At 63.3% G+C, this 17,709-nt stretch carries 14 protein-coding genes; 9 read left to right on the forward strand and 5 right to left on the reverse strand.

Annotated features, from left to right (window positions below):
- The first annotated feature begins 3 nt into the window (after window positions 1-3).
- On the forward strand, window positions 4-972 hold the full coding sequence (locus tag AUJ55_11290; GenBank protein OIO55013.1) for a hypothetical protein: 969 nt from the start codon (window positions 4-6) through the stop codon (window positions 970-972).
- A 315-nt stretch (window positions 973-1,287) separates the two neighbouring features.
- Here the strand turns inward: AUJ55_11290 and AUJ55_11295 are convergent, their stop codons facing one another.
- A complete protein-coding gene (locus AUJ55_11295; protein ID OIO55028.1) occupies window positions 1,288-1,824 on the reverse strand; it encodes an alkylhydroperoxidase in 537 nt (178 codons plus the stop codon).
- Window positions 1,825-2,023: 199 nt separating this feature from the next.
- On the opposite strand from AUJ55_11295, the gene AUJ55_11300 reads away from it, so the two are divergent.
- From AUJ55_11300 to AUJ55_11310, 3 genes are all read left to right on the forward strand, one after another.
- The gene (locus AUJ55_11300) at window positions 2,024-2,959 is read left to right on the forward strand and encodes a hypothetical protein (protein OIO55014.1); all 936 of its coding nucleotides are present in this window, start codon (window positions 2,024-2,026) and stop codon (window positions 2,957-2,959) included.
- 75 nt (window positions 2,960-3,034) lie between these two features.
- Window positions 3,035-3,655, forward strand: coding sequence for a hypothetical protein (locus tag AUJ55_11305; protein OIO55015.1), 621 nt, complete (start codon window positions 3,035-3,037; stop codon window positions 3,653-3,655).
- Window positions 3,652-4,854 (forward strand): hypothetical protein, encoded by a 1,203-nt coding sequence (locus tag AUJ55_11310; GenBank protein ID OIO55016.1) that lies wholly within the window; start codon window positions 3,652-3,654, stop codon window positions 4,852-4,854. Before AUJ55_11305 ends, AUJ55_11310 begins: the two co-directional genes overlap by 4 nt.
- On the opposite strand, the gene AUJ55_11315 is transcribed toward AUJ55_11310, so the two are convergent.
- Both AUJ55_11315 and AUJ55_11320 read right to left on the reverse strand, forming a co-directional pair.
- Complete coding sequence (locus AUJ55_11315; GenBank protein OIO55017.1) at window positions 4,790-5,092, reverse strand: hypothetical protein; 303 nt, start codon at window positions 5,090-5,092, stop codon at window positions 4,790-4,792. The two genes, AUJ55_11310 and AUJ55_11315, sit on opposite strands and share 65 nt — an antisense overlap.
- 1 nt (window position 5,093) lies before the next feature.
- Window positions 5,094-5,666: a hypothetical protein gene (locus AUJ55_11320; protein ID OIO55018.1), complete on the reverse strand. Its 573-nt coding sequence runs from the start codon at window positions 5,664-5,666 to the stop codon at window positions 5,094-5,096.
- A 151-nt stretch (window positions 5,667-5,817) separates the two neighbouring features.
- Here AUJ55_11320 and AUJ55_11325 point away from each other — a divergent pair, with 151 nt between their 5' ends.
- The 5 genes from AUJ55_11325 to AUJ55_11345 all read left to right on the forward strand — a co-directional run bounded on the left by AUJ55_11325 (window position 5,818) and on the right by AUJ55_11345 (window position 12,162).
- Window positions 5,818-6,351: a hypothetical protein gene (locus AUJ55_11325; protein OIO55019.1), complete on the forward strand. Its 534-nt coding sequence runs from the start codon at window positions 5,818-5,820 to the stop codon at window positions 6,349-6,351.
- Between the two features lie 785 nt (window positions 6,352-7,136).
- Window positions 7,137-8,897, forward strand: a complete 1,761-nt coding sequence (locus tag AUJ55_11330; protein OIO55020.1) for a hypothetical protein — start codon at window positions 7,137-7,139, stop codon at window positions 8,895-8,897.
- Between the two features lie 491 nt (window positions 8,898-9,388).
- Window positions 9,389-9,919, forward strand: a complete 531-nt coding sequence (locus tag AUJ55_11335; protein ID OIO55021.1) for a hypothetical protein — start codon at window positions 9,389-9,391, stop codon at window positions 9,917-9,919.
- Between the two features lie 284 nt (window positions 9,920-10,203).
- Complete coding sequence (locus AUJ55_11340) at window positions 10,204-11,472, forward strand: phage resistance protein (GenBank protein OIO55022.1); 1,269 nt, start codon at window positions 10,204-10,206, stop codon at window positions 11,470-11,472.
- Between the two features lie 9 nt (window positions 11,473-11,481).
- The gene (locus AUJ55_11345) at window positions 11,482-12,162 is read left to right on the forward strand and encodes a hypothetical protein (protein OIO55023.1); all 681 of its coding nucleotides are present in this window, start codon (window positions 11,482-11,484) and stop codon (window positions 12,160-12,162) included.
- Window positions 12,163-12,381: 219 nt separating this feature from the next.
- On the opposite strand, the gene AUJ55_11350 is transcribed toward AUJ55_11345, so the two are convergent.
- Window positions 12,382-15,204, reverse strand: coding sequence for a hypothetical protein (locus AUJ55_11350; protein ID OIO55024.1), 2,823 nt, complete (start codon window positions 15,202-15,204; stop codon window positions 12,382-12,384).
- A 256-nt stretch (window positions 15,205-15,460) separates the two neighbouring features.
- Window positions 15,461-17,647: a hypothetical protein gene (locus AUJ55_11355; GenBank protein OIO55029.1), complete on the reverse strand. Its 2,187-nt coding sequence runs from the start codon at window positions 17,645-17,647 to the stop codon at window positions 15,461-15,463.
- Window positions 17,648-17,709: the final 62 nt, after the last annotated feature.

Below are 17,709 nucleotides of genomic sequence, written 5' to 3' on the forward strand. Positions count from 1 at the left end.
ATCATGTCTTCATGGCGCTGGTTGTGGATCGCTTCACTGGTGGCAGCCTCTGCCCCCGCTTGGGCCGACATCGCCCATCCCCCGATTGTCCCCGAGGGTCGTTTCGACATCGGCATTGGCAATTCGATGTTGGATCGTCGGGAGTCGGTGGTCGCTTATGCCGGCTATGGACAGCAACAGGGCAAAAACAACGTGTATGACCTGGACCGCGTTTGGGAGGGGCGGATTGGTGCCGACCTGCATCGTGAGCAATTCGGGGTGGCGGTGGGGTTGTTCGCCTCGGATGGCACCGGCGCGGGCGACACCTCGGCCCCTCTAAATCGCGACGATTTTAAATACCGCACCCTGAATCTTGAGGGGGCGTACCACTTTGCCGCCGGCACCTTGCAGATTGGGGGCGACGCCCTGCGCACCCAGCGTCATTTGCAAACCAGCAGCCTGGGAACCACCCAAGCCGGTACAACCAGCTTCACCGAGACCCTCTACTGGATTCAGTACACCCAACGGTTGGGCGACAGCCACTTCCTCGGCCTCTATGTGCGACCCAAGCGCAGCTTCAACTACAGCTACGACGGCACCCTGAGCAAGACGGTCAACGAGGAGGAACCGGCGGTTTATCGCGTGGGATGGGGCGGCGTACAGGGGGAGGGGGGCGACAAGCGGGTTTATGGGCTCGACTTCTGGATCAGCAACGCCGCCGGACGCAAGGGGACCGGCTACGTCGTCTCGGGGGGGCAGTCCTTCGGTCCCTTTGCGGTGGCGGCCCGCTTCGACGACGAGACCGGCACCGTCTCGTCGGGGACCTTCGCACGCAAGGATCTTCTGATAGAGGGGTATTGGCGCCCCGGCGATTGGGGGACGATGGGGCTCTACTACGATTGGAATTTCGACAACTACGACCTCTCGCTGGCCCAACCCAACCAGACCAATCGCAATACGCGGTTTGGGTTCAAGGTGACGGGGGAGTTTTGAAGGTTGTTTTTCCGCAGCGTCGGACGGTCCGGACCCGACCGATGCTGCGAACGTGCGCGCCCTGATCTTGCCTCCATCCCTGGGCTGCCAAAATCGGGAACGTCAGTAGGAGGCGACCCCGTCGCCGAAGCGGTTGTAGATGCTGTCGTAGGAGGCGACCCCGTCGCCGAAGAAGCTCTGCCGAAAAAGGCAGGAAAACCCTTATTCGGCGTTTCCATAGAGAACCCCTAAAAACCGCCTTCCTGGCGGTTTTTAGGTTTCCAAAGGTGTTACCGAGCATGTGCCAACCTTCGGGCCCAACACGACAACGAGGTGTTACTGCTTGGCCCCGAACAGGTCGTCGATGGGGGTATCGAACAGGTGGTTGGCGTAGTTGCTGATGGTTTTCACCGCGATGGCCAGCAGGATGTCCAACACATGCCGCTGCTCGTAACCCGCCGCCAAAAACGCCGCAACCTCTTCGCGGCTGGCCTTGCCCCGTCGATCCACCAGCACCCGAGTGAATTGGTGCAGCGCCCGCAGGCGGGGTTCGGGAATTTCCCCCTGGTCCAGGATGGCTTGGGTCACCGCTCTGGGGACTTGGGCCATGTTGTCGGCCATGAAGCAATGGGCCGCCGTGCAGTAATCGCATTGGTTTTCCCGGCTGACCGTCAAAAGAACGATCTCCTGCTCCACGGGGGTCAAGCCCGAATCGGTACGGAAACGGTCGTAGCCCAGCAGGTAGGTTTCCAGCAAATGCGGCGCATTGGCCATGTAGGCGTAGGTGTTGGGAATGAAGCCCAGTTTGCTGTGGGCCGTTTCCAACAACGTGCGGGTCCGTGCCTCGGCGGTGTCGATCCGCTGGGCGGGCAGGTCGAGGGCGGGGTGGTGGTTGGCGGCGCAGGCGCTTGTGGCGGTGCAACTTGCGGCAGAGCAGGTGTTCATGGCGTGGTCTCCGTGGTGGATGGAATGCCCGTCTGGGCTACGGAGACGATGTTAGGGATGGTGACTGGACGTTAAATGCCGGTTAGTCCTATTTTTATGCCAATTCGTCCATTTTATTCGGTGCGGGGTGGGTATGGATGTTCTTAACGATCTGCTGAGCACCATGAACATGCGCGGCGATGTGTATTTTCGCTGCGCCTTCACCGCCCCCTGGGGGATGCGGATCGCCCCGGTTTCGGTGGCGGAATTCCACATCGTCGTCCAGGGGGCGTGCTGCATTCAGGTGTTGGATCGGCCCGACCCGGTGGTGTTGCAAGCTGGGGATGTTGTGTTGTTTCCCCACGGCCAGGCCCATGTTTTGTTGGACGCCACCGACACCACCCCCGCCCCCGCCCACGACATTGTTCCCCAGATCCCCAGCAACTACGGCCCGGTGGTGTACGGAGGGGGCGGGGTCGGCGCCGACATCATCTGCGGTTATTTCGAGTTCGACCGGGGGACCAACCGGGCGCTGCTGGAGGCTTTGCCGCAATTTGTGCACGTTCAGGGGCAGGCCATCGCCGCCGATTTTCCCTGGTTGAACCACACCCTGCATTTCATCGCCCACGAAACCGGCCATCCGCGCCACGGCACCGAGGGGGTGGTCAACCGGCTCGTCGAGGTGATGTTCATTCAGATCATGCGGGCCTACATCGCCAGCCAACCCCACGCGGGTGGGTTGCTGGGGGCCATCGCCGATCCCCGGCTTGGACGGGCGCTGGCGGCCCTGCACCGTCGCCCCGAAACCCCCTGGCGCCTGGAGGATCTGGCCGACGTTGCGGGGATGTCCCGCTCCGCTTTTGCCGCCGGGTTTCAGTCCCAGGTGGGGCAATCCCCCATGCAATACCTGACCGCTTGGCGTATGGGCAAAGCGGCCACCCTGTTGACCACCACCGTCCAAGGGCTGGCCGACATTGCCGAGCAGTGCGGCTATACCTCGCCGGTGGCCTTTGCCAAGGCGTTCAAGCGCCACTTCGGGGTGGGACCGGGGCGGTATCGCAAGGGGTTGTTGGATCCTTCGTAAGATTCCCCCTCTTGGTGCGAATGGGGGGGTAATGCTCCCGCGAAGGAGCCCCCATCCCCTGAAGGAGGATCTGCCATGTTTCGCATCCTGACCCTGGTTTTAAGCCTGTCCGCCCTGGCCGTGAGCCCCGCTCTGGCGGCAAGCCACGCCAACCCCTGCAACCCCTGTCGCCCCGCCGCGACGAACGCCAACCCGTGCAGCCCGGCGCCGCAGGCCAATCCCTGCAATCCCTGTGCGATGCCCCATGCCACCCCCCCCGCCAACCCCCCCGCCAACCCGTGCGCGATGCCGTCGCCCAAAAAACCGGCCAATCCCTGCAACCCGTGCGCGATGCCATCCGGCCAAGGGACGAGCCACAACACCCCGATCCGCCCCCACGCCTTCGATACCTTCCAGCAAGCGGTCGCCCTGGGGCAGAAGCTCTGGAGCGACGACGAGCACTTGGGGGAAAACGGGGTCTCTTGCCTGTCGTGCCATTCCGGGTTCGACAAGCTTCACTTCGAGGCCAACCAGAACTTCCCCCACTTCGTCCCCATGACCGGCGATGTGGTCACCCTGGACCAGATGATCAACTACTGCCTGCTCAACCCGATGGGGGGTAAGGCGCTCGATCCCAACAGCCGCGAGATGACCGCCATGGCCGCCTTTTATCGGGCCTACCGTCTCCAGTACCTTCAGGGGCGCGTTGCCCGATGAGGCTGCGGCCCCTCATCACCGGACTGCTCCTGGCCCTGTCGCCCTCCCTCGGGATGGCGGCGGGGCCACAGGTGGCGGGGCCACAGGTGGCTGAACCGGAACTGCCCGCCGGTTATTGGGATCGCCCCATCCCCCCCCAGGGGCAAGCCCCCCAGCACTGGCCCCATCCCCAGGGGTCGTTGCGGCCCAGCGATTGCGGCAGTTGCCACGTTGCGCAATACCGGGACTGGCAAGGCTCGCTCCATGCCCATGCCGCTTCCCCCGGTTTGATGGGGCAATTCCCTGGGTTGGGCCGGGAGGAGGCCGCCGCCTGTTTAAACTGCCATGCCCCCCTGGCCGAGCAGGGTCTGCCGGACCAACCCGATTGGTTGGGGCTGCTGGAACGGCGCAGCCAGGACCGGCAACGGGCCGAACTTCCCCACGCGGGGGTCTCTTGCGCCGCCTGCCATGTGCGGGGCAACGCCCGTTTTGGTCCCCCCCGGCGGGGGGAAACGGCCACCGGCTGGATCGACGGCGGCGCCCACGGCGGCTTCACGGCGCTGCCTGCCTTCGAAACGTCCGAGTTCTGCGCCGCCTGCCACCAATTCCCCCAATCCATGGCGATCAACGGTAAACCGCTGGAAAACACCCTGGCCGAATGGCGGGCCAGCCGCTTCGCCCGGCAGGGGGTGACGTGTCAGGGGTGCCACATGCCGGAGCGCCGCCATGGGTTCAAGGGGATTCACGACCCGGCCACCGTCACCTCGGGGCTCGCCTTCAATCTGGTCGTTGCCCCCCGCGCCGCAACCCTGACCCTAACCTCGACCGGCATCGGCCATTACTTTCCTACTTACGTTACCCCGGCGGTTGAGGTGGTGGCCGAGGCGCTGGGGGGGGAGGGGACGGTGGTGCGGCAGTGGCGTTGGACGATTCAACGCCGGGTTTCCGCCGATTCGGGGCGGTGGGAGGAGATCGAAGACACCCGGATCGCTCCAGGGGAGGCGCGCCCCTTTGTGGCGGCCCCCTTGCCGCCAGGGGCGACGGCGGTGCGTTGGACCGTCACCGTGGAGCCCGACGCCTTCTACAAGGGGGTGTACCGGGGGTTGCTGGCGGGGGCGTTGCCCGACCCGGCTCGCCGTTTGATCGAAGCGGCAATCACTCGGGCCGAGGAGGGGGATTACCCGCTTTGGCAGCAGGTTCGGGCGATTCCGGGGCGTTGAGGGCCTGATCCAGGTGCTGAGCAATCCGCGCCTTAACCTGGGGATCGAGCGGCTGGCTGGGGGGGGCAGGGGGCTGACCGATGCCGAACACCCGGTGCATCAACCCCATCTGCCGGTCGAAATGACGGCAGGCCACGCAGATCAGCAGATGCAGATGCAAATCCAGCCGCTCCCGCAGGGTCAACGGGCGGTCCAACCGTTGGGACACCAAAACGCTGGCTTGACGGCAGTTGAGCATGTCAGTCCTCCCGTGGGGGGCGGCGCCCCAGGCCGTGGTGTTCCAGGCAACCCCGAAGCGACACCCTGGCCCGGTGCAACAACACGTACAGGTGGTTCGCCGTCGCGTCGATTTCCTTACACACCACCTCGGCCTCCTCCCCTTCAAGATCGCGCAGGGCGAACACCAGCCGTTGCCGGGGAGAAAGGCGCCGCAGGCATTCCTCCAGCCAGTGCCAAAATTGCTGCGATTCGGCCAGCTTGTGTGGATCGCCGCCCCAGTTTCCGGGGGGGGTGATCCAGCGCCCGGTTGGGTCGAACAGCGCCTCGACCCCCTCCTCGCCGACGTCGATTTCAACCCCCCCTTTGCGGTACTGGCGGCGCAGGTGGTCCACCACCTTGTGTTTGAGGATGCCCATCAGCCAGCTGCGTTCGCTGGCGTTGCCGTCGTAGCGCGAGCGCCCCTGCCATGCCGCCAGCAGGGTTTCTTGAACCACATCCTCGGCGGCATCCCCCACCCGCAGACGGGCGTAGCGGTAGAGGCTGTTGCCGTGTTCGTCGAGCCAGCGTTGCGGATCGATGGTGTGGGTGACCATGCCCCCCCCTTGGTGAGAGATTCGTTCCTCCGATGGTAGCGGCGGCGCGGGTTGATCGCCCTGATTCCCAAGAGGGCGCACGTGTAAGAATTTCCCCCCTGGAGCGATATGCGGTCATCCAATCCCTTTTCCCCTTGAAAGGATGACCGCCATGCGCCTGACCGCCGGTTCCCCCGCTCCAGATTTTGCCGTGACCGACCTTGAAGGACGAACGGTCCGTCTTGCCGACTATCGGGGCAAACGGGTGATGCTCTCCTTCTACCGTTATGCCTCTTGCCCCCTGTGCAGCGTGCGGGTGCATCGCCTGGTCGACCAACTCGACCGCCTCCAAGCGCAAGGGCTTCACCTGCTGGCGGTGTATGAATCGTCCGCCGAAAGCCTGAACAAACACGGCATCGACCGGTACCCCTTCCCGATCATCCCCGACCCCACCCGTAAGCTTTACCAGCGTTATGGGATCGAGTCTTCGTGGTGGGGGATGATGAAGGGGATGGTGCGCAACATGGGGCCGCTGATGAAAACGATGCTGTCGGGCAAACTCGACATGGAGGGGGATGTGGCCATTGTCCCCGCCGACTTTTTGATCGAGGCCGACGGTGTTGTTGAGGTCGCCCATTACGGCACCCACATTGGCGATCACCTGCCGCTGGAACGGATCCATGCGTGGTTGCGTCGCGAGCGCTGAGGAAGCGCTGATTGAATGGCGCTTCCGAGCGACCCAGGGATGGGCCGCCAAAATCAGGAACGTAGGAGGCGACCTAAGTCGCCGAAGCTCTGCTTTTGGTTTTTGCGGAGCATGCCGATTCAAGGCAGGAGGCCTTGAATCGGCGTTTCCCTAAGGAGGGTTCGGGTGTGCAGTGGGGGGCGGTAGCGCCCCCTACTGCGCGAAGTCCGCGTAGCACGATGAGAGAACTGCCCCGACCCGTCGTGCTGCTGGAGGGGTTCTGGCGTCCTGAGGATGGGGGGACGGTGCGGCTCTACTACGATTGGAACCGCGACAACTACGACCTCTCGCTGGCCCAACCCAACCAGACCAATCGCAATACGCGGTTTGGGTTCAAGGTGACGGGGGAGTTTTGAAGGGGGGGGGCGTCGTGTCGGATGGGAGGGGCGATACCCGCATCGCGCGCAACATCTGAGACGAGGCTGGATTCTCCCCCGTTGGGCTGGAGACGTACGGTTGCACATGGTCGGCAAACGACCGTGCGACTCAACGGTGAACAGAATCGACCAAGGGGCGCGATAGAGAGGCGGAACAAACCGGCATGTCCGTTCCGCCCTGACCCCGTTCCGCCTTCCCAACAAAAAAGCCCCCGATTTGGGGGCTTTTTTGTTGGGGCCGTCCCCTCTGTTCCCCCCTCCCTTGACGCTGGGGGGGGGGCATATTAGGCTGGCGACGTCAACGAATCGGCGTGGTTAAAGTGATCGCGTCACACAACGACTGGATTACTTGATTTCCAGGAGAGCCCCATGCCCCCTGTTTTTGCCCCCACCACCCGCCCCACCGGTACACATCCTTACCCGCAGGAGCACCCCATGAACACCCCGTGCCGTTTTCAGACCTCGTCGTGGCTGTTAACCGCCGTTTTTTGCGCGGGATTGCTGGTGCAAGGGTGTACGGCGGGTTGGAAAGGCGACGCCTCGGTAGGGGGAGGGGCCGACACCACCGCCCCGGTGGTTACCCCCCCGGCCAACCTCACAGTGGCCACCGTGGACGCCAGCGGCACCCCGGCCACCGATGCCACCATCGCCACCTTCTTGGCCGGGGCCGCAGCGACCGACAACGTCACCCCCAGCGGTAGTTTGACCCTTACGAACGACGCCCCGGCCACCTTCCCGATGGGGAGCACCACGGTGACCTTCACCGCCACCGACGGCGCAGGCAATACCGGCAGCGCCACGGCGACGGTAACCGCGAGTGATTCAACCGCCCCGGTGGTTACCCCCCCGGCCAATATCACAGTGGCCGCCGTGGACGCCAGCGGCACCCCGGCCACCGATGCCACCATCGCCGCCTTTTTGGCCGGGGCTGCGGCGACCGACAACGTCACCCCCGGCGTTAGTTTGACCCTTACGAACGACGCCCCGGCCACCTTCCCCGTGGGGAGCACCACGGTGACCTTCACCGCCACCGACGGCGCAGGCAACACCGGCAGCGCCACGGCGACGGTGACGGTGACGGTGGTCAGCGTGGTCAGCGCCATCGTGGCGGGGGATGTCCACACCGTGGCGCTGAAAAGCGACGGCACCCTCTGGAGCTGGGGGGACAACACCTTTGGCCAGCTCGGCGATGGCACCGTCAACAACAGCACCACCCCGGTGCAGGTCGCCATCAGCGGGGCCAACGCCATCGCGGCAGGGTTGAGCCACACCGTGGCGCTGAAAAGCGACGGCACCCTCTGGAGTTGGGGGGACAACACCTTCGGCCAGCTCGGCGACGGCACCGTCAACAACAGCGCCACCCCGGTGCAGGTCGCCATCAGCGGGGTCAGCGCCATCGAGGTGGGGGAGGGCCACACCGTGGCGCTGAAAAGCGACGGCACCCTCTGGAGCTGGGGGGACAACACCGTCGGCCAACTCGGCGACGGCACCTTCACCAGCAGCGCCACCCCGGTGCAGGTCCCCATCAGCGGGGTCAGCACCATCGCGGCGGGGGGTAACCACACCGTGGCGCTGAAAAGCGACGGCACCCTCTGGAGCTGGGGGGCCAACTGGTACGGCCAGCTCGGCGACGGCACCTTCACCAACAGCGCCACCCCGGTGCAGGTGGTCGCCATCAGCGGGGTCAGCGCCATCGCGGTGGGGGATGATGGCCACAACCTGGCGCTGAAAAGTGACGGCACCCTCTGGAGCTGGGGGAGAAACTGGGCCGGCCAGCTCGGCGACGGCACCATCACCGACAGCGCCACCCCGGTGCAGATCGCCATCAGCGGGGTCAGCGCTTTCGCAGCGGGGACGGGCCACACCGTGGCGCTGAAAAGTGACGGCACCCTCTGGAGCTGGGGGTTCAACGCGTCCGGCCAGCTCGGCGACGGCACCTTTACCGACCGCGCCACCCCGGTGCAGATCGTCATCAACGGGGTCGGCGCCATCGCGACGGGGGGTGAGCACACCGTGGTGCTGAAAAGCGACGGCACCCTCTGGAGCTGGGGGGCCAACGCGTCCGGCCAGCTCGGCGACGGCACCTCCAACAACATCAGCGCCACCCCGGTGCAGGTCGCCCCCTGGTGAGCGTCAAAATACAAAAAATGTTGCGGGGGTTGATCGGCACCCCGCTTCCCAAGAAAACGGAACGGGGTCAATGGCATGCCAAGACCCTATGAGCTTCTTGTTTCCTTTTGCCCCAACTCAAAATAGACCATAAGCCGAGTGCAAAATGGTCCCAAAAAGCCGTCGTCAATTGGCGGGGTGCGGGAGGGTGGGGGACGGATCGGGATTGGGTCAAAACACGGGACTGGGGGCCATTCAGGCAGGCCCATGCAAGTCCACAAAGGGTGGCCTACTGGCCTAAAACATCGCCCAAACCGCCGTATTTAACGTTTGGCCAACATTTGTTTTTACCCCCCAGAATCGGCCGCCTTCTTAGCGGCAGGGGCTCCCTTTTTCAGCTCGTTGACTCATTGAGGAGAAGGATCATGACGCTACGGTCGTCCACGTTGTTGTTGGCCGCGCTGGCCACTGCGGCAAGCGTGGCTGTTCCGACGGTTGCTGCTGCTGATGGCATGTACGTCGGTGTGGCCGGGACGCTGGCTCACACCAAGGTTGACACCACCTCGTTACAAGCCGCCGGTTTTAGCGGTTCGGTCACAGAGTGGGGAGTTGGCGGCACCGTGTTTGTGGGAAGTACACTCAGCGAATTGGGAGGTGGGAGTGCCCTTGCGGCCGAGGTCGGTTATTTGAGCAGCAAGGCTGCCTCGCGCGATATGACCTATTTGGGTGGTCCAGTCACCGGCGACATTAACGTTTCGGGGCTGACCGCCGCCGTCCTCTACCGCTTCGCTTCAGGAATGTTCCTCAAGGTTGGAGCCGCCAGCATCACCGCCAAGGAAAGCTTGGAGGCTCCTGCCGCTGGCTTGTCCAGCACCGATTCCACCAAGAGCACATCCCCCCTGTGGGGAATTGGCTTTGATTGGATGGCCAATCAACAATTCGGGGTTCGCCTCGAAATCGGCGGTTTGACCGCTGTTAAAGATTCGTTTGACACCAATAACACCGTCTCCCTGGCCAACCTGGGATTGCTCTTCCGCTTTTAATTCACAGCTCCACCTCCATAAAAAAGGGCAGCCTCGGCTGCCCTTTTTTATGGGTAACTATTCAGCCCACCCCTAAAAAAACGCTTGACAAGGTTTTTCCAAGAAAATCCAGCCCTCGCCTTAATCTGCCGGGCGCCGCTCAAAAGGGTGTTTCCTGTGCCCCATAAGGCGCCCTAACCCTCGCCGATGCAGCGGCCACTACGGGGGGCTGGCGCAAGCATGAAATTTTTGGTAAAAACGCATGAATTTTGCGAATTCTCATAAAATTTTATGGAGCATCGATCATGTTGTTGGAGTTCCGGGTTCAAAACTTCCGTTCGATTCGGGATGAACAGGTGCTCACGTTGGTGGCTTCCCGCGACAAGGAGCTGGCCGATACCAACCTGATGCCAACCGGCCTCAAGGGGATTGATCAGGCGGTGCGCAGCGTGGTGGTTTATGGGGCCAACGCCAGCGGGAAAACGACAGTCTTAGCAGCGCTGGCGTATATGAGCTCAATGGTGGCCAAGTCGGCAGGGCATCCTCCAGGACAACCATTGGATGTCCTTCCCTTCAAGTTAGACCCAAGTTCCGTTGAGCAACCCAGCCAATTCGAAATGACTTTCGTACTTAAGGGCGTACGGTATCAGTATGGTTTTTCGCTTATAAAGCAAAGAATCATTGAAGAATGGCTATTGGTGTACCGTACGGCCAAACCCCAGCAATGGTTCCGGCGCACCTTCGATGTGGGGGCCAACGCCGATCGATATGAATTCAGTTCTTATTTGACTGGTCCGCGTCAACTTTGGCAGCAAGCCACTCGCCCTACAACGTTGTTCCTGTCGGTAGCAGCTCAACTCAATAGTGCAATGTTGACAGTGGTTTACCAGTGGCTTTCGCGCATCGCTAGCCCCCAATTAAATCAAACAACCGAACAATGGTTTCAACGAGAGCAGGGGAGGCAAGCTATCCAGCACCTTTTGGTATCAGCCGATACCGGAATTCAGAGTCTTGAGTTCATAGCTCGTAAGCAGCGCCAGCAGGGCATCCATATTGAGTTTGGAGAGGAAGGACCCCGGGTTGCTGGTCGTGATTGGCAAGAAACAGAGGTTTTAGTACCACAGTTCCTCCACAGAACAGTCAGTGGCACTGCGGCCAACTTTGAGCTTCAGGAAGAATCCCAGGGCACCCAACGCCTGTATGGGCTGGCAGGTTTGCTGCTCAACGTTCTTGACTCAGGCGAAGTTCTGCTTGCGGATGAACTCGACAGCAGCCTGCATCCACACTTGGTCAGGCAGTTGATCGGCCTTTTCCACAACCCCAAAACCAATCCCCATGGCGCCCAACTGGTGTTCAGTACCCACGACACCTCGTTGCTCGACCAAACCCTGTTCCGGCGCGATCAAATCTGGTTCACCGAAAAAGGGGCCGACCAAGCAACTCGGCTTTATCCATTGACCTCCTTCAGTCCCCGTAAAGGGGAGGCGCTGGAAAGGGGGTATTTGGCGGGGCGTTATGGGGCGGTGCCATTTTTTGGCGATTCGTTTCTGTCCCCCGCGACCGGAAGGGGTTAAGAGGGCGCTATGGGTAGGGACAACCAGCCCAAACATCGGCAAGCCAAGGATCTGCGTCGTAAACATGGCAAGCGTCCGACCTACGACCGCATTCTGATCGTCAGCGAAGGAAGCAAAACCGAGCCGAATTATTTTGGGGAAATTCGGCAATCTAAGCGTTTGAGCACGGCCCACGTCGTGGTGGTGCCCAGTGAGTTGGGAACTGCCCCCAATCAGGTGGTGGCATACGCCAAGCGGTTGTTGGAGCAGGGCGATTCCACCAAGAGAATTGCTCCGGGGGCCTTCGAGCAGGTTTTTGTGGCGTTCGACCGTGACGAGCACCTTACCTACCACGATGCGTTGGCCCAAGTTGAGGCCCTGAAGGGCAAATTGCGCAACGACAACCGCAAGCCGGTCCGTTTCACGGCCATCGTTTCGGTGCCCTGCTTCGAGTTGTGGTTGTTGTTGCACTTCGAGGATGTGCGTTCAGCTATGCACCGGGACGAGGTGGTGCGGCGTTTGAAGCGATATCTGCCCGGCTACGAAAAAGGAGGCGTGGGCCATTTTGTCGCCACATGCGAGCATCTGGAGCAAGCCCGGCAGCGTGCTCAGGAGTTGTCCCGAACAACAACAGCACACGACGGCGAAGCGTCTTACACCAATGTGTACCTTTTGGTGGATGAGTTGATGGGGCAGGGGCAACCGGCTTAGCCGAGGTTGGGAGCCCCCGTTTCATTAACTCCGACGGCACCGCTACTGCTGGGCTTTGACCGTTGTGCGGATGCAGAACTCGGGTTCCACCCCCGGTAGAGTCATGGTGGGGGGGGCGCGTAGTGCTGTAACCAGGTCTACCATCAGATTTCCCAGCAAAGGCTCGCTCCTCAGACACTGGCCCGGTCGGACGTGTCCGCTCCGTCCCAGGCCGCAACCTCACACCCCCTGCCCCACCCCCGCCTTGGCATGTTCCCGCAAGAACGCCGTCGCCTTCTCGGCCTCGACCGGCGCCCCCAGCCACATCCCCTGCACCAAGTCGCACCCTTGATTCCGTAAGAAATCGCGCTGCGCCTGGGTTTCGACCCCCTCGGCGATCACCTTGAGGTTCATGGTGTGCCCCATGGCGATGATGGTGGTGGCGATGGCGGCGTCGTCGGGGTCGGTGAGGATGTCGGTGACGAAGGAACGGTCGATCTTCAAGGTGGAGACCGGTAGCCGCTTGAGGTAGGCCAGCGAGGAGTAGCCGGTGCCAAAGTCGTCGATCGAAAAAACGATGCCGGCCCGGGATAGGGTTTCGAGCTGTTCGAACATTTCGGGGGTATGGCCCAGCAGCAGGCTTTCGGTGATCTCCAGTTCAAGCGTTCCCGGCTGCATGTCGAAGCGTTTTTGAATCTCCAACGCGGTGGTCACGAAGTTGGGATCGAGAAACTGCCTTGCCGAGACGTTGACGGCGATCCGTATGGGGGCGATCCCCTCGTTCCGCCAGGCCGCGAATTGTCGGCAGGCCTGTTCAAGCACCCAGCTCCCCAGGGGGACGATCAGCCCGGTCTCCTCGGCCAAAGGAATAAACCGGCTGGGTGGGATTGCGGCCAAACCTGGCTCTTCCCAACGCAGCAGCGCCTCCATTCCCCAAACCCCACCACCGGTTAAATCGACCTGGGGCTGAAAATTCAGGTGGAGCGCCTGTTTGGCCACCGCCATGCGCAGCCGTTGTTCTAGGGCGATGTGCTCCTGGATCTTCTGGTTCATCTCTTCGGTGAAGAAGGCAAAGCGACCACGACCGCCCTCCTTGGCCCGGTACATGGCGGTGTCGGCGTTGCGCAGCAGGGTTTCGGTGTCGGCGCCGTCCATGGGGTAGAGGGTGATGCCGATGCTGGCGCTGATGAAGCTCTGTTTGCCGTGCAGGGCAAAGGGGGCGGTCAAGGCGTCGATCAGTTTGTCGGCCACCCGAGCGGCATCGTCGGGATGGTTGAGTCCAGTGAGGATCAAAATGAACTCATCCCCCCCCAGCCGGGCGACGGTGTCACTTTCGCGCACCGTCTTTTTCAACCGGTGGGCCGCCTCCTTGAGCAGTTGATCCCCCACCGTGTGGCCGTGGGAGTCGTTAACCTGCTTGAAGCGATCCAGATCGAGGAAGAGCAGGGCGGTCAGCCCCCCCTCCCGCCGGGTTTGGGCCAGGGCGAAGTCGAGCCGGTCGTGGAACAAGGCCCGGTTGGGCAGTCCGGTCAGGCCGTCGTAATTGGCCTGATAACGGATGCGGGCCTCGGCCTCTTTGCGTTCGGTAATGTCGTTGAAGATCCCCACGTAACCGGCCAAGTCGCCCCGGTCGTCGTCGATGCGCACGATCGAAAGCCACTCGGGGAAGTGCTCACCACTCTTACGCTGGTTGACGATCTCCCCCTGCCAAGCCCCCTCCCTAAGCAGTTGAGCCCACATGGTTTGATAAAACGCGGTCCCGTGTCGTCCCGAGCTGAGCAGCGCGGGGGTTTTCCCGACCGACTCCTGGGCGTCGTAACCGGTGATGCGGGTGAAGGCGGGGTTGACCGAAAGAATCCGTTTGTGGGCATCGGTAATCATGATGCCGTCGGGGGAAGCCTCGAAAACCGCAGCGGCGCGGCGCAGGTCGGTCTCGGAGCGGCGACGCTGGGAGACATCCTCGATCATCCACACCACCCCCCGCTCGGGTAGGCCGGGGACCACCGATTTGCCCAGGATACGAGCCCAGAAGGGGACGCCATCCGTGCGGGTTAAAAGCCGCTCCTCGGTGACGGACAGCCCTTGCGCCATGCGGAAAAGCAACGCTTCGAGTCCGGCGGAGGCGTCCTCTGCCTTGGGGAAAAGAAACAGGGGGGGAAAGCCCAGGATGTGGGCCTCGTCGATCCCGAAGATCTCCCCCACCTTGGCGTTGCTGCGCACCACTACCCCGTCGCGCAGCAACATGATGCCGACCAGAGCGTTGTCGAGCAGGACCGACAACTCCGACAGGGCATCCTCCAGCCGCTGCTCTGAGATGTCTTGCTCGTTCATTCGGTCTTGCAGGGTGTCGAGCAGTTGGTTGACCGAGCCGACCAATCGCCCGAACCCCTCCTCCCCGCCGTGCTCCTGTAGCAGACGCCTGCGCTGCGGCTGGCGCGGATCGAGGCTTTCAAGGGCGGCGATCATCCGGTCGAGCGGTCGACCGAGGCTGCGTTGAAACAGCAGCAGCAGCGCCAGGGTTAGCCCCGCCAGACGTAAGCCACCCTCAAGCAGGGTGTGCCAAGCCTGCTGTCCAAAGGTCAGGGCCGGCTGGGTCGGGTCGACCAGGATTTCGATCCTGCCCACCAATGGGCCAGCGCCGGGGCCGTTTTCGTTCAGGGGCAGTTGCAGGGTGTGGGGGTCGGCAAAGAGTAGACGGCTGAGCCACAAGGCGGGGCCCCCCGCGTCGGGAAGAGGGCGATCCAGGCTGACGATGCTTTTGTCGTGGCGGTCGAAAATGTCGATGCGGTAGACGGTGCTCGTGGTGTTGATGACCTTGGCCAGGCTATGGGCCAGCTCGCCATCCTCGCGGGTGACCGCCAGGGTGGCCGCCTGGCGGATTGCCGCCAGCAATTCGACCCCCTCCCGGTTGTAAAGGGCCTGTTGGACGGTGTACCCCCGTGCCAGATCGACCACCCCCCCCACCAGCCCCAAACCAAGAGCAGCCACTGCCCCGAACAGGGCAAGGCGAAAGGGGAGTTGGCGGCGAGGGGGGATGAGGGCGCGCAAATTCACCACATCCACCCGACGTTCAGGAGGGGCAGGGCCATGGCGTACCCGCTCCTGGCTGGGGGGTGAATGGGAAGGTGCCGATGGGGCGTCGGACGAACATCAGAGGCCATGCCGAACCTTGGCAGTTGGGGCAAAAAAGGGGGGCTAAGATCGACGATGCGTCTGGGTAGATGAGCGCTGCCCAGCAAAGCGATTCTGGGCATGAAGGGGGGGCGGGGTGTGTGATTCATGAACGGCAGAGACAATACGAATGATCTTTGCGAAGGGGCTATAACTTCGCCCTTTTAAGCCGCAGCGCATTGCTCACCACCGTGACCGAACTTGCCGCCATGGCCGCAGCCGCGATCACCGGCGATAGCAACACCCCGTAGAGGGGATACAAGGCCCCTGCCGCCAGGGGAATCAACGCCGTGTTGTAGGCAAAGGCCCAGAAGAGGTTTTGCTTGATGTTCCCCACCGTGCGCTGCGACAGGTGGATCGCCTTGGGGACCAACGCCGGATCGCCCCGCATCAGGGTCACATCGCTGCTCTCCATGGCGATGTCGCTGCCACCGCCCATGGCGATCCCCACCTGCGCGGCGGCCAGGGCCGGTGCGTCGTTGATACCATCCCCCACCATTGCCACCGTTTTGCCCTCGCCTTGTAGCGCCCGGATGTGGTCGTGCTTGCCGTCGGGAAGGACGCCTGCGATCACCCGGTCGACCTTGAGCCGTTCCCCCACCGCCCTGGCCACCTCGGGGTGGTCGCCGCTGAGCAGCACCACCTCAATCCCCTGGTTTTGCAATGTCGCCACCGCCAGAGCTGCACCGGCCTTAAGGGGATCGGCGATGGCCAGTCCCCCCCTCAAAATCCCGTCGGCGCAGACCAGCACCACCGTCGCCCCCTCGGCCCGTCGGGCGGTGATCCAGTCGTTGGGCAGCGCACCGCCGATCCACTCGGGGCGACCGATCCGCACCTCGTGCCCGGAGACCATGCCAGTCACCCCCGAACCGGCCACCGTCGCCACCTGGGTCGCGTGGTTCCAATGCAGGTTTTGGGTACGGGCGTGGGCGAGCACCGCCCCCGCCAAGGGGTGTTCGGAAACCGCCTCGACGGCGGCGGCCTGAGCGAGCCAGCCGGTATCGGGTTCATGCGCCGACCACACCGCCACCACCTGCGGTTTGCCCTCGGTCAGGGTGCCGGTTTTGTCGAAGACCACCGTGTCGACCCGGCGCAGCAACTCCAGGCTGTCGCCCCCCTTGAAGAGGATCCCCTCCTTGGCCCCCCGACCGGTGCCGGTAATGATCGAAACCGGGGTCGCCAGCCCCAGGGCGCAAGGGCAGGCGACGATCAACACAGCCACAAAAACCTGTAGGGCATGCCCCCAGGCCGGTTCGGGACCGAAGAGCCCCCACCCCAGCGCCGCCAGGGTCGCGGTGGCGATGACCACCGGGACAAACACCCCCGCCACCCGGTCGGCGAGTTGGGCGATGGGGGGCTTGGCCGCTTGGGCCTGGGTGACCAGGGCGGTGATCCGGGCCAGCAGGGTGTTGCTTCCCACCTTGCGCGCCTGCATGACAAAGGCGGTGGCACCGTTCAGACACCCCCCGATCACCTCGTCCCCCTCGTGGACCGCCACCGGCAGCGGTTCGCCGGTCACCATCGAGGCATCGATCAGACCGTGTCCCTGCGCCACCACCCCATCGACGGCGATCCGCTCCCCGGCCCGCACTGAGATGTGGTCTCCCACGACCACCTCGACCAGGGGGAGCTCTTTCCAGCCCCCTTCCCGCTCGACCAGCGCCGTCTTGGGGGCCAGCCCCATCAAGGCGGCGACCGCCTCCCCCGTGGCCCTTTTGGCCCGCGCCTCTAAAAAGCGCCCCAGCAGAATGAGGGTGATGATCAGGGTCGAGGTGTCGAAATAGAGGGCGCCCGAGCCGAGCAGGGCGGTGATGGCGTTGGGGAAGAGCAACGCCGCCACGCTCGCCCCCCAGGCGGCCGAGGTGCCGACCGCCACCAGGGTGTTCATCTCGGCCCGCCCGTGTTTGAGCGCCCCCCAGGCCCCCCGGTAGAAGATGGCGCCGACCCAAAACTGCACCGGGGTGGCGAGCAGCCATTGAATCCAGCCCGACATCGGCCCTTCGGGAAGCGGCCGGATCCCGAGCATCGGTCCCATCGCCAGCACCAGAATGGGGAGTGTGAGCAGGATCGAGGCGGTCAGGCGGCGCCGCATCCGGGCGATCTCCTCGATTTGTCGGGTCCGTTGGGCGGTCAGCGGATCCTCCCCCGCCTGTGAGGCGATCACGGGGACGCCGTACCCGGCATCCTCAATCGCGGCGATCACCGCCCCTTTCCCCAGTGATGTCGCCGCCTCGATCCGGATCGTCTCTTGGGCGAAATTGACCTGGGCCTGTTTCACCCCCGCCACCGCCCGTACCGCCCCCTCGACCGCCGCCACACACGAGGCGCAGGTCATCCCCGAAACCGGCAGGGTGAAGGATTCGGTCGGCCCCTGGGGGGGCGGGGCGGTCGGTTGGG

The organism is Proteobacteria bacterium CG1_02_64_396 (genome assembly GCA_001872725.1).
Classification (GTDB): Bacteria; Pseudomonadota; MNWR01; order CG1-02-64-396; family CG1-02-64-396; genus CG1-02-64-396.

Excerpts from the sequence above, each read along its gene's own strand:
- AUJ55_11345 (OIO55023.1), top strand. The coding sequence starts at position 11,482 with ATGGGTAGGGACAACCAGCCCAAACATCGGCAAGCCAAGGATCTGCGT.
- AUJ55_11330 (OIO55020.1), top strand. The coding sequence starts at position 7,137 with ATGCCCCCTGTTTTTGCCCCCACCACCCGCCCCACCGGTACACATCCT.
- AUJ55_11315 (OIO55017.1), bottom strand. The coding sequence starts at position 5,092 with ATGCTCAACTGCCGTCAAGCCAGCGTTTTGGTGTCCCAACGGTTGGAC.
- AUJ55_11320 (OIO55018.1), bottom strand. The coding sequence starts at position 5,666 with ATGGTCACCCACACCATCGATCCGCAACGCTGGCTCGACGAACACGGC.
- AUJ55_11310 (OIO55016.1), top strand. The coding sequence starts at position 3,652 with ATGAGGCTGCGGCCCCTCATCACCGGACTGCTCCTGGCCCTGTCGCCC.
- AUJ55_11355 (OIO55029.1), bottom strand. The coding sequence starts at position 17,647 with ATGACCTGCGCCTCGTGTGTGGCGGCGGTCGAGGGGGCGGTACGGGCG.
- AUJ55_11305 (OIO55015.1), top strand. The coding sequence starts at position 3,035 with ATGTTTCGCATCCTGACCCTGGTTTTAAGCCTGTCCGCCCTGGCCGTG.
- AUJ55_11290 (OIO55013.1), top strand. The coding sequence starts at position 4 with ATGTCTTCATGGCGCTGGTTGTGGATCGCTTCACTGGTGGCAGCCTCT.
- AUJ55_11340 (OIO55022.1), top strand. The coding sequence starts at position 10,204 with ATGTTGTTGGAGTTCCGGGTTCAAAACTTCCGTTCGATTCGGGATGAA.
- AUJ55_11325 (OIO55019.1), top strand. The coding sequence starts at position 5,818 with ATGCGCCTGACCGCCGGTTCCCCCGCTCCAGATTTTGCCGTGACCGAC.
- AUJ55_11335 (OIO55021.1), top strand. The coding sequence starts at position 9,389 with ATGTACGTCGGTGTGGCCGGGACGCTGGCTCACACCAAGGTTGACACC.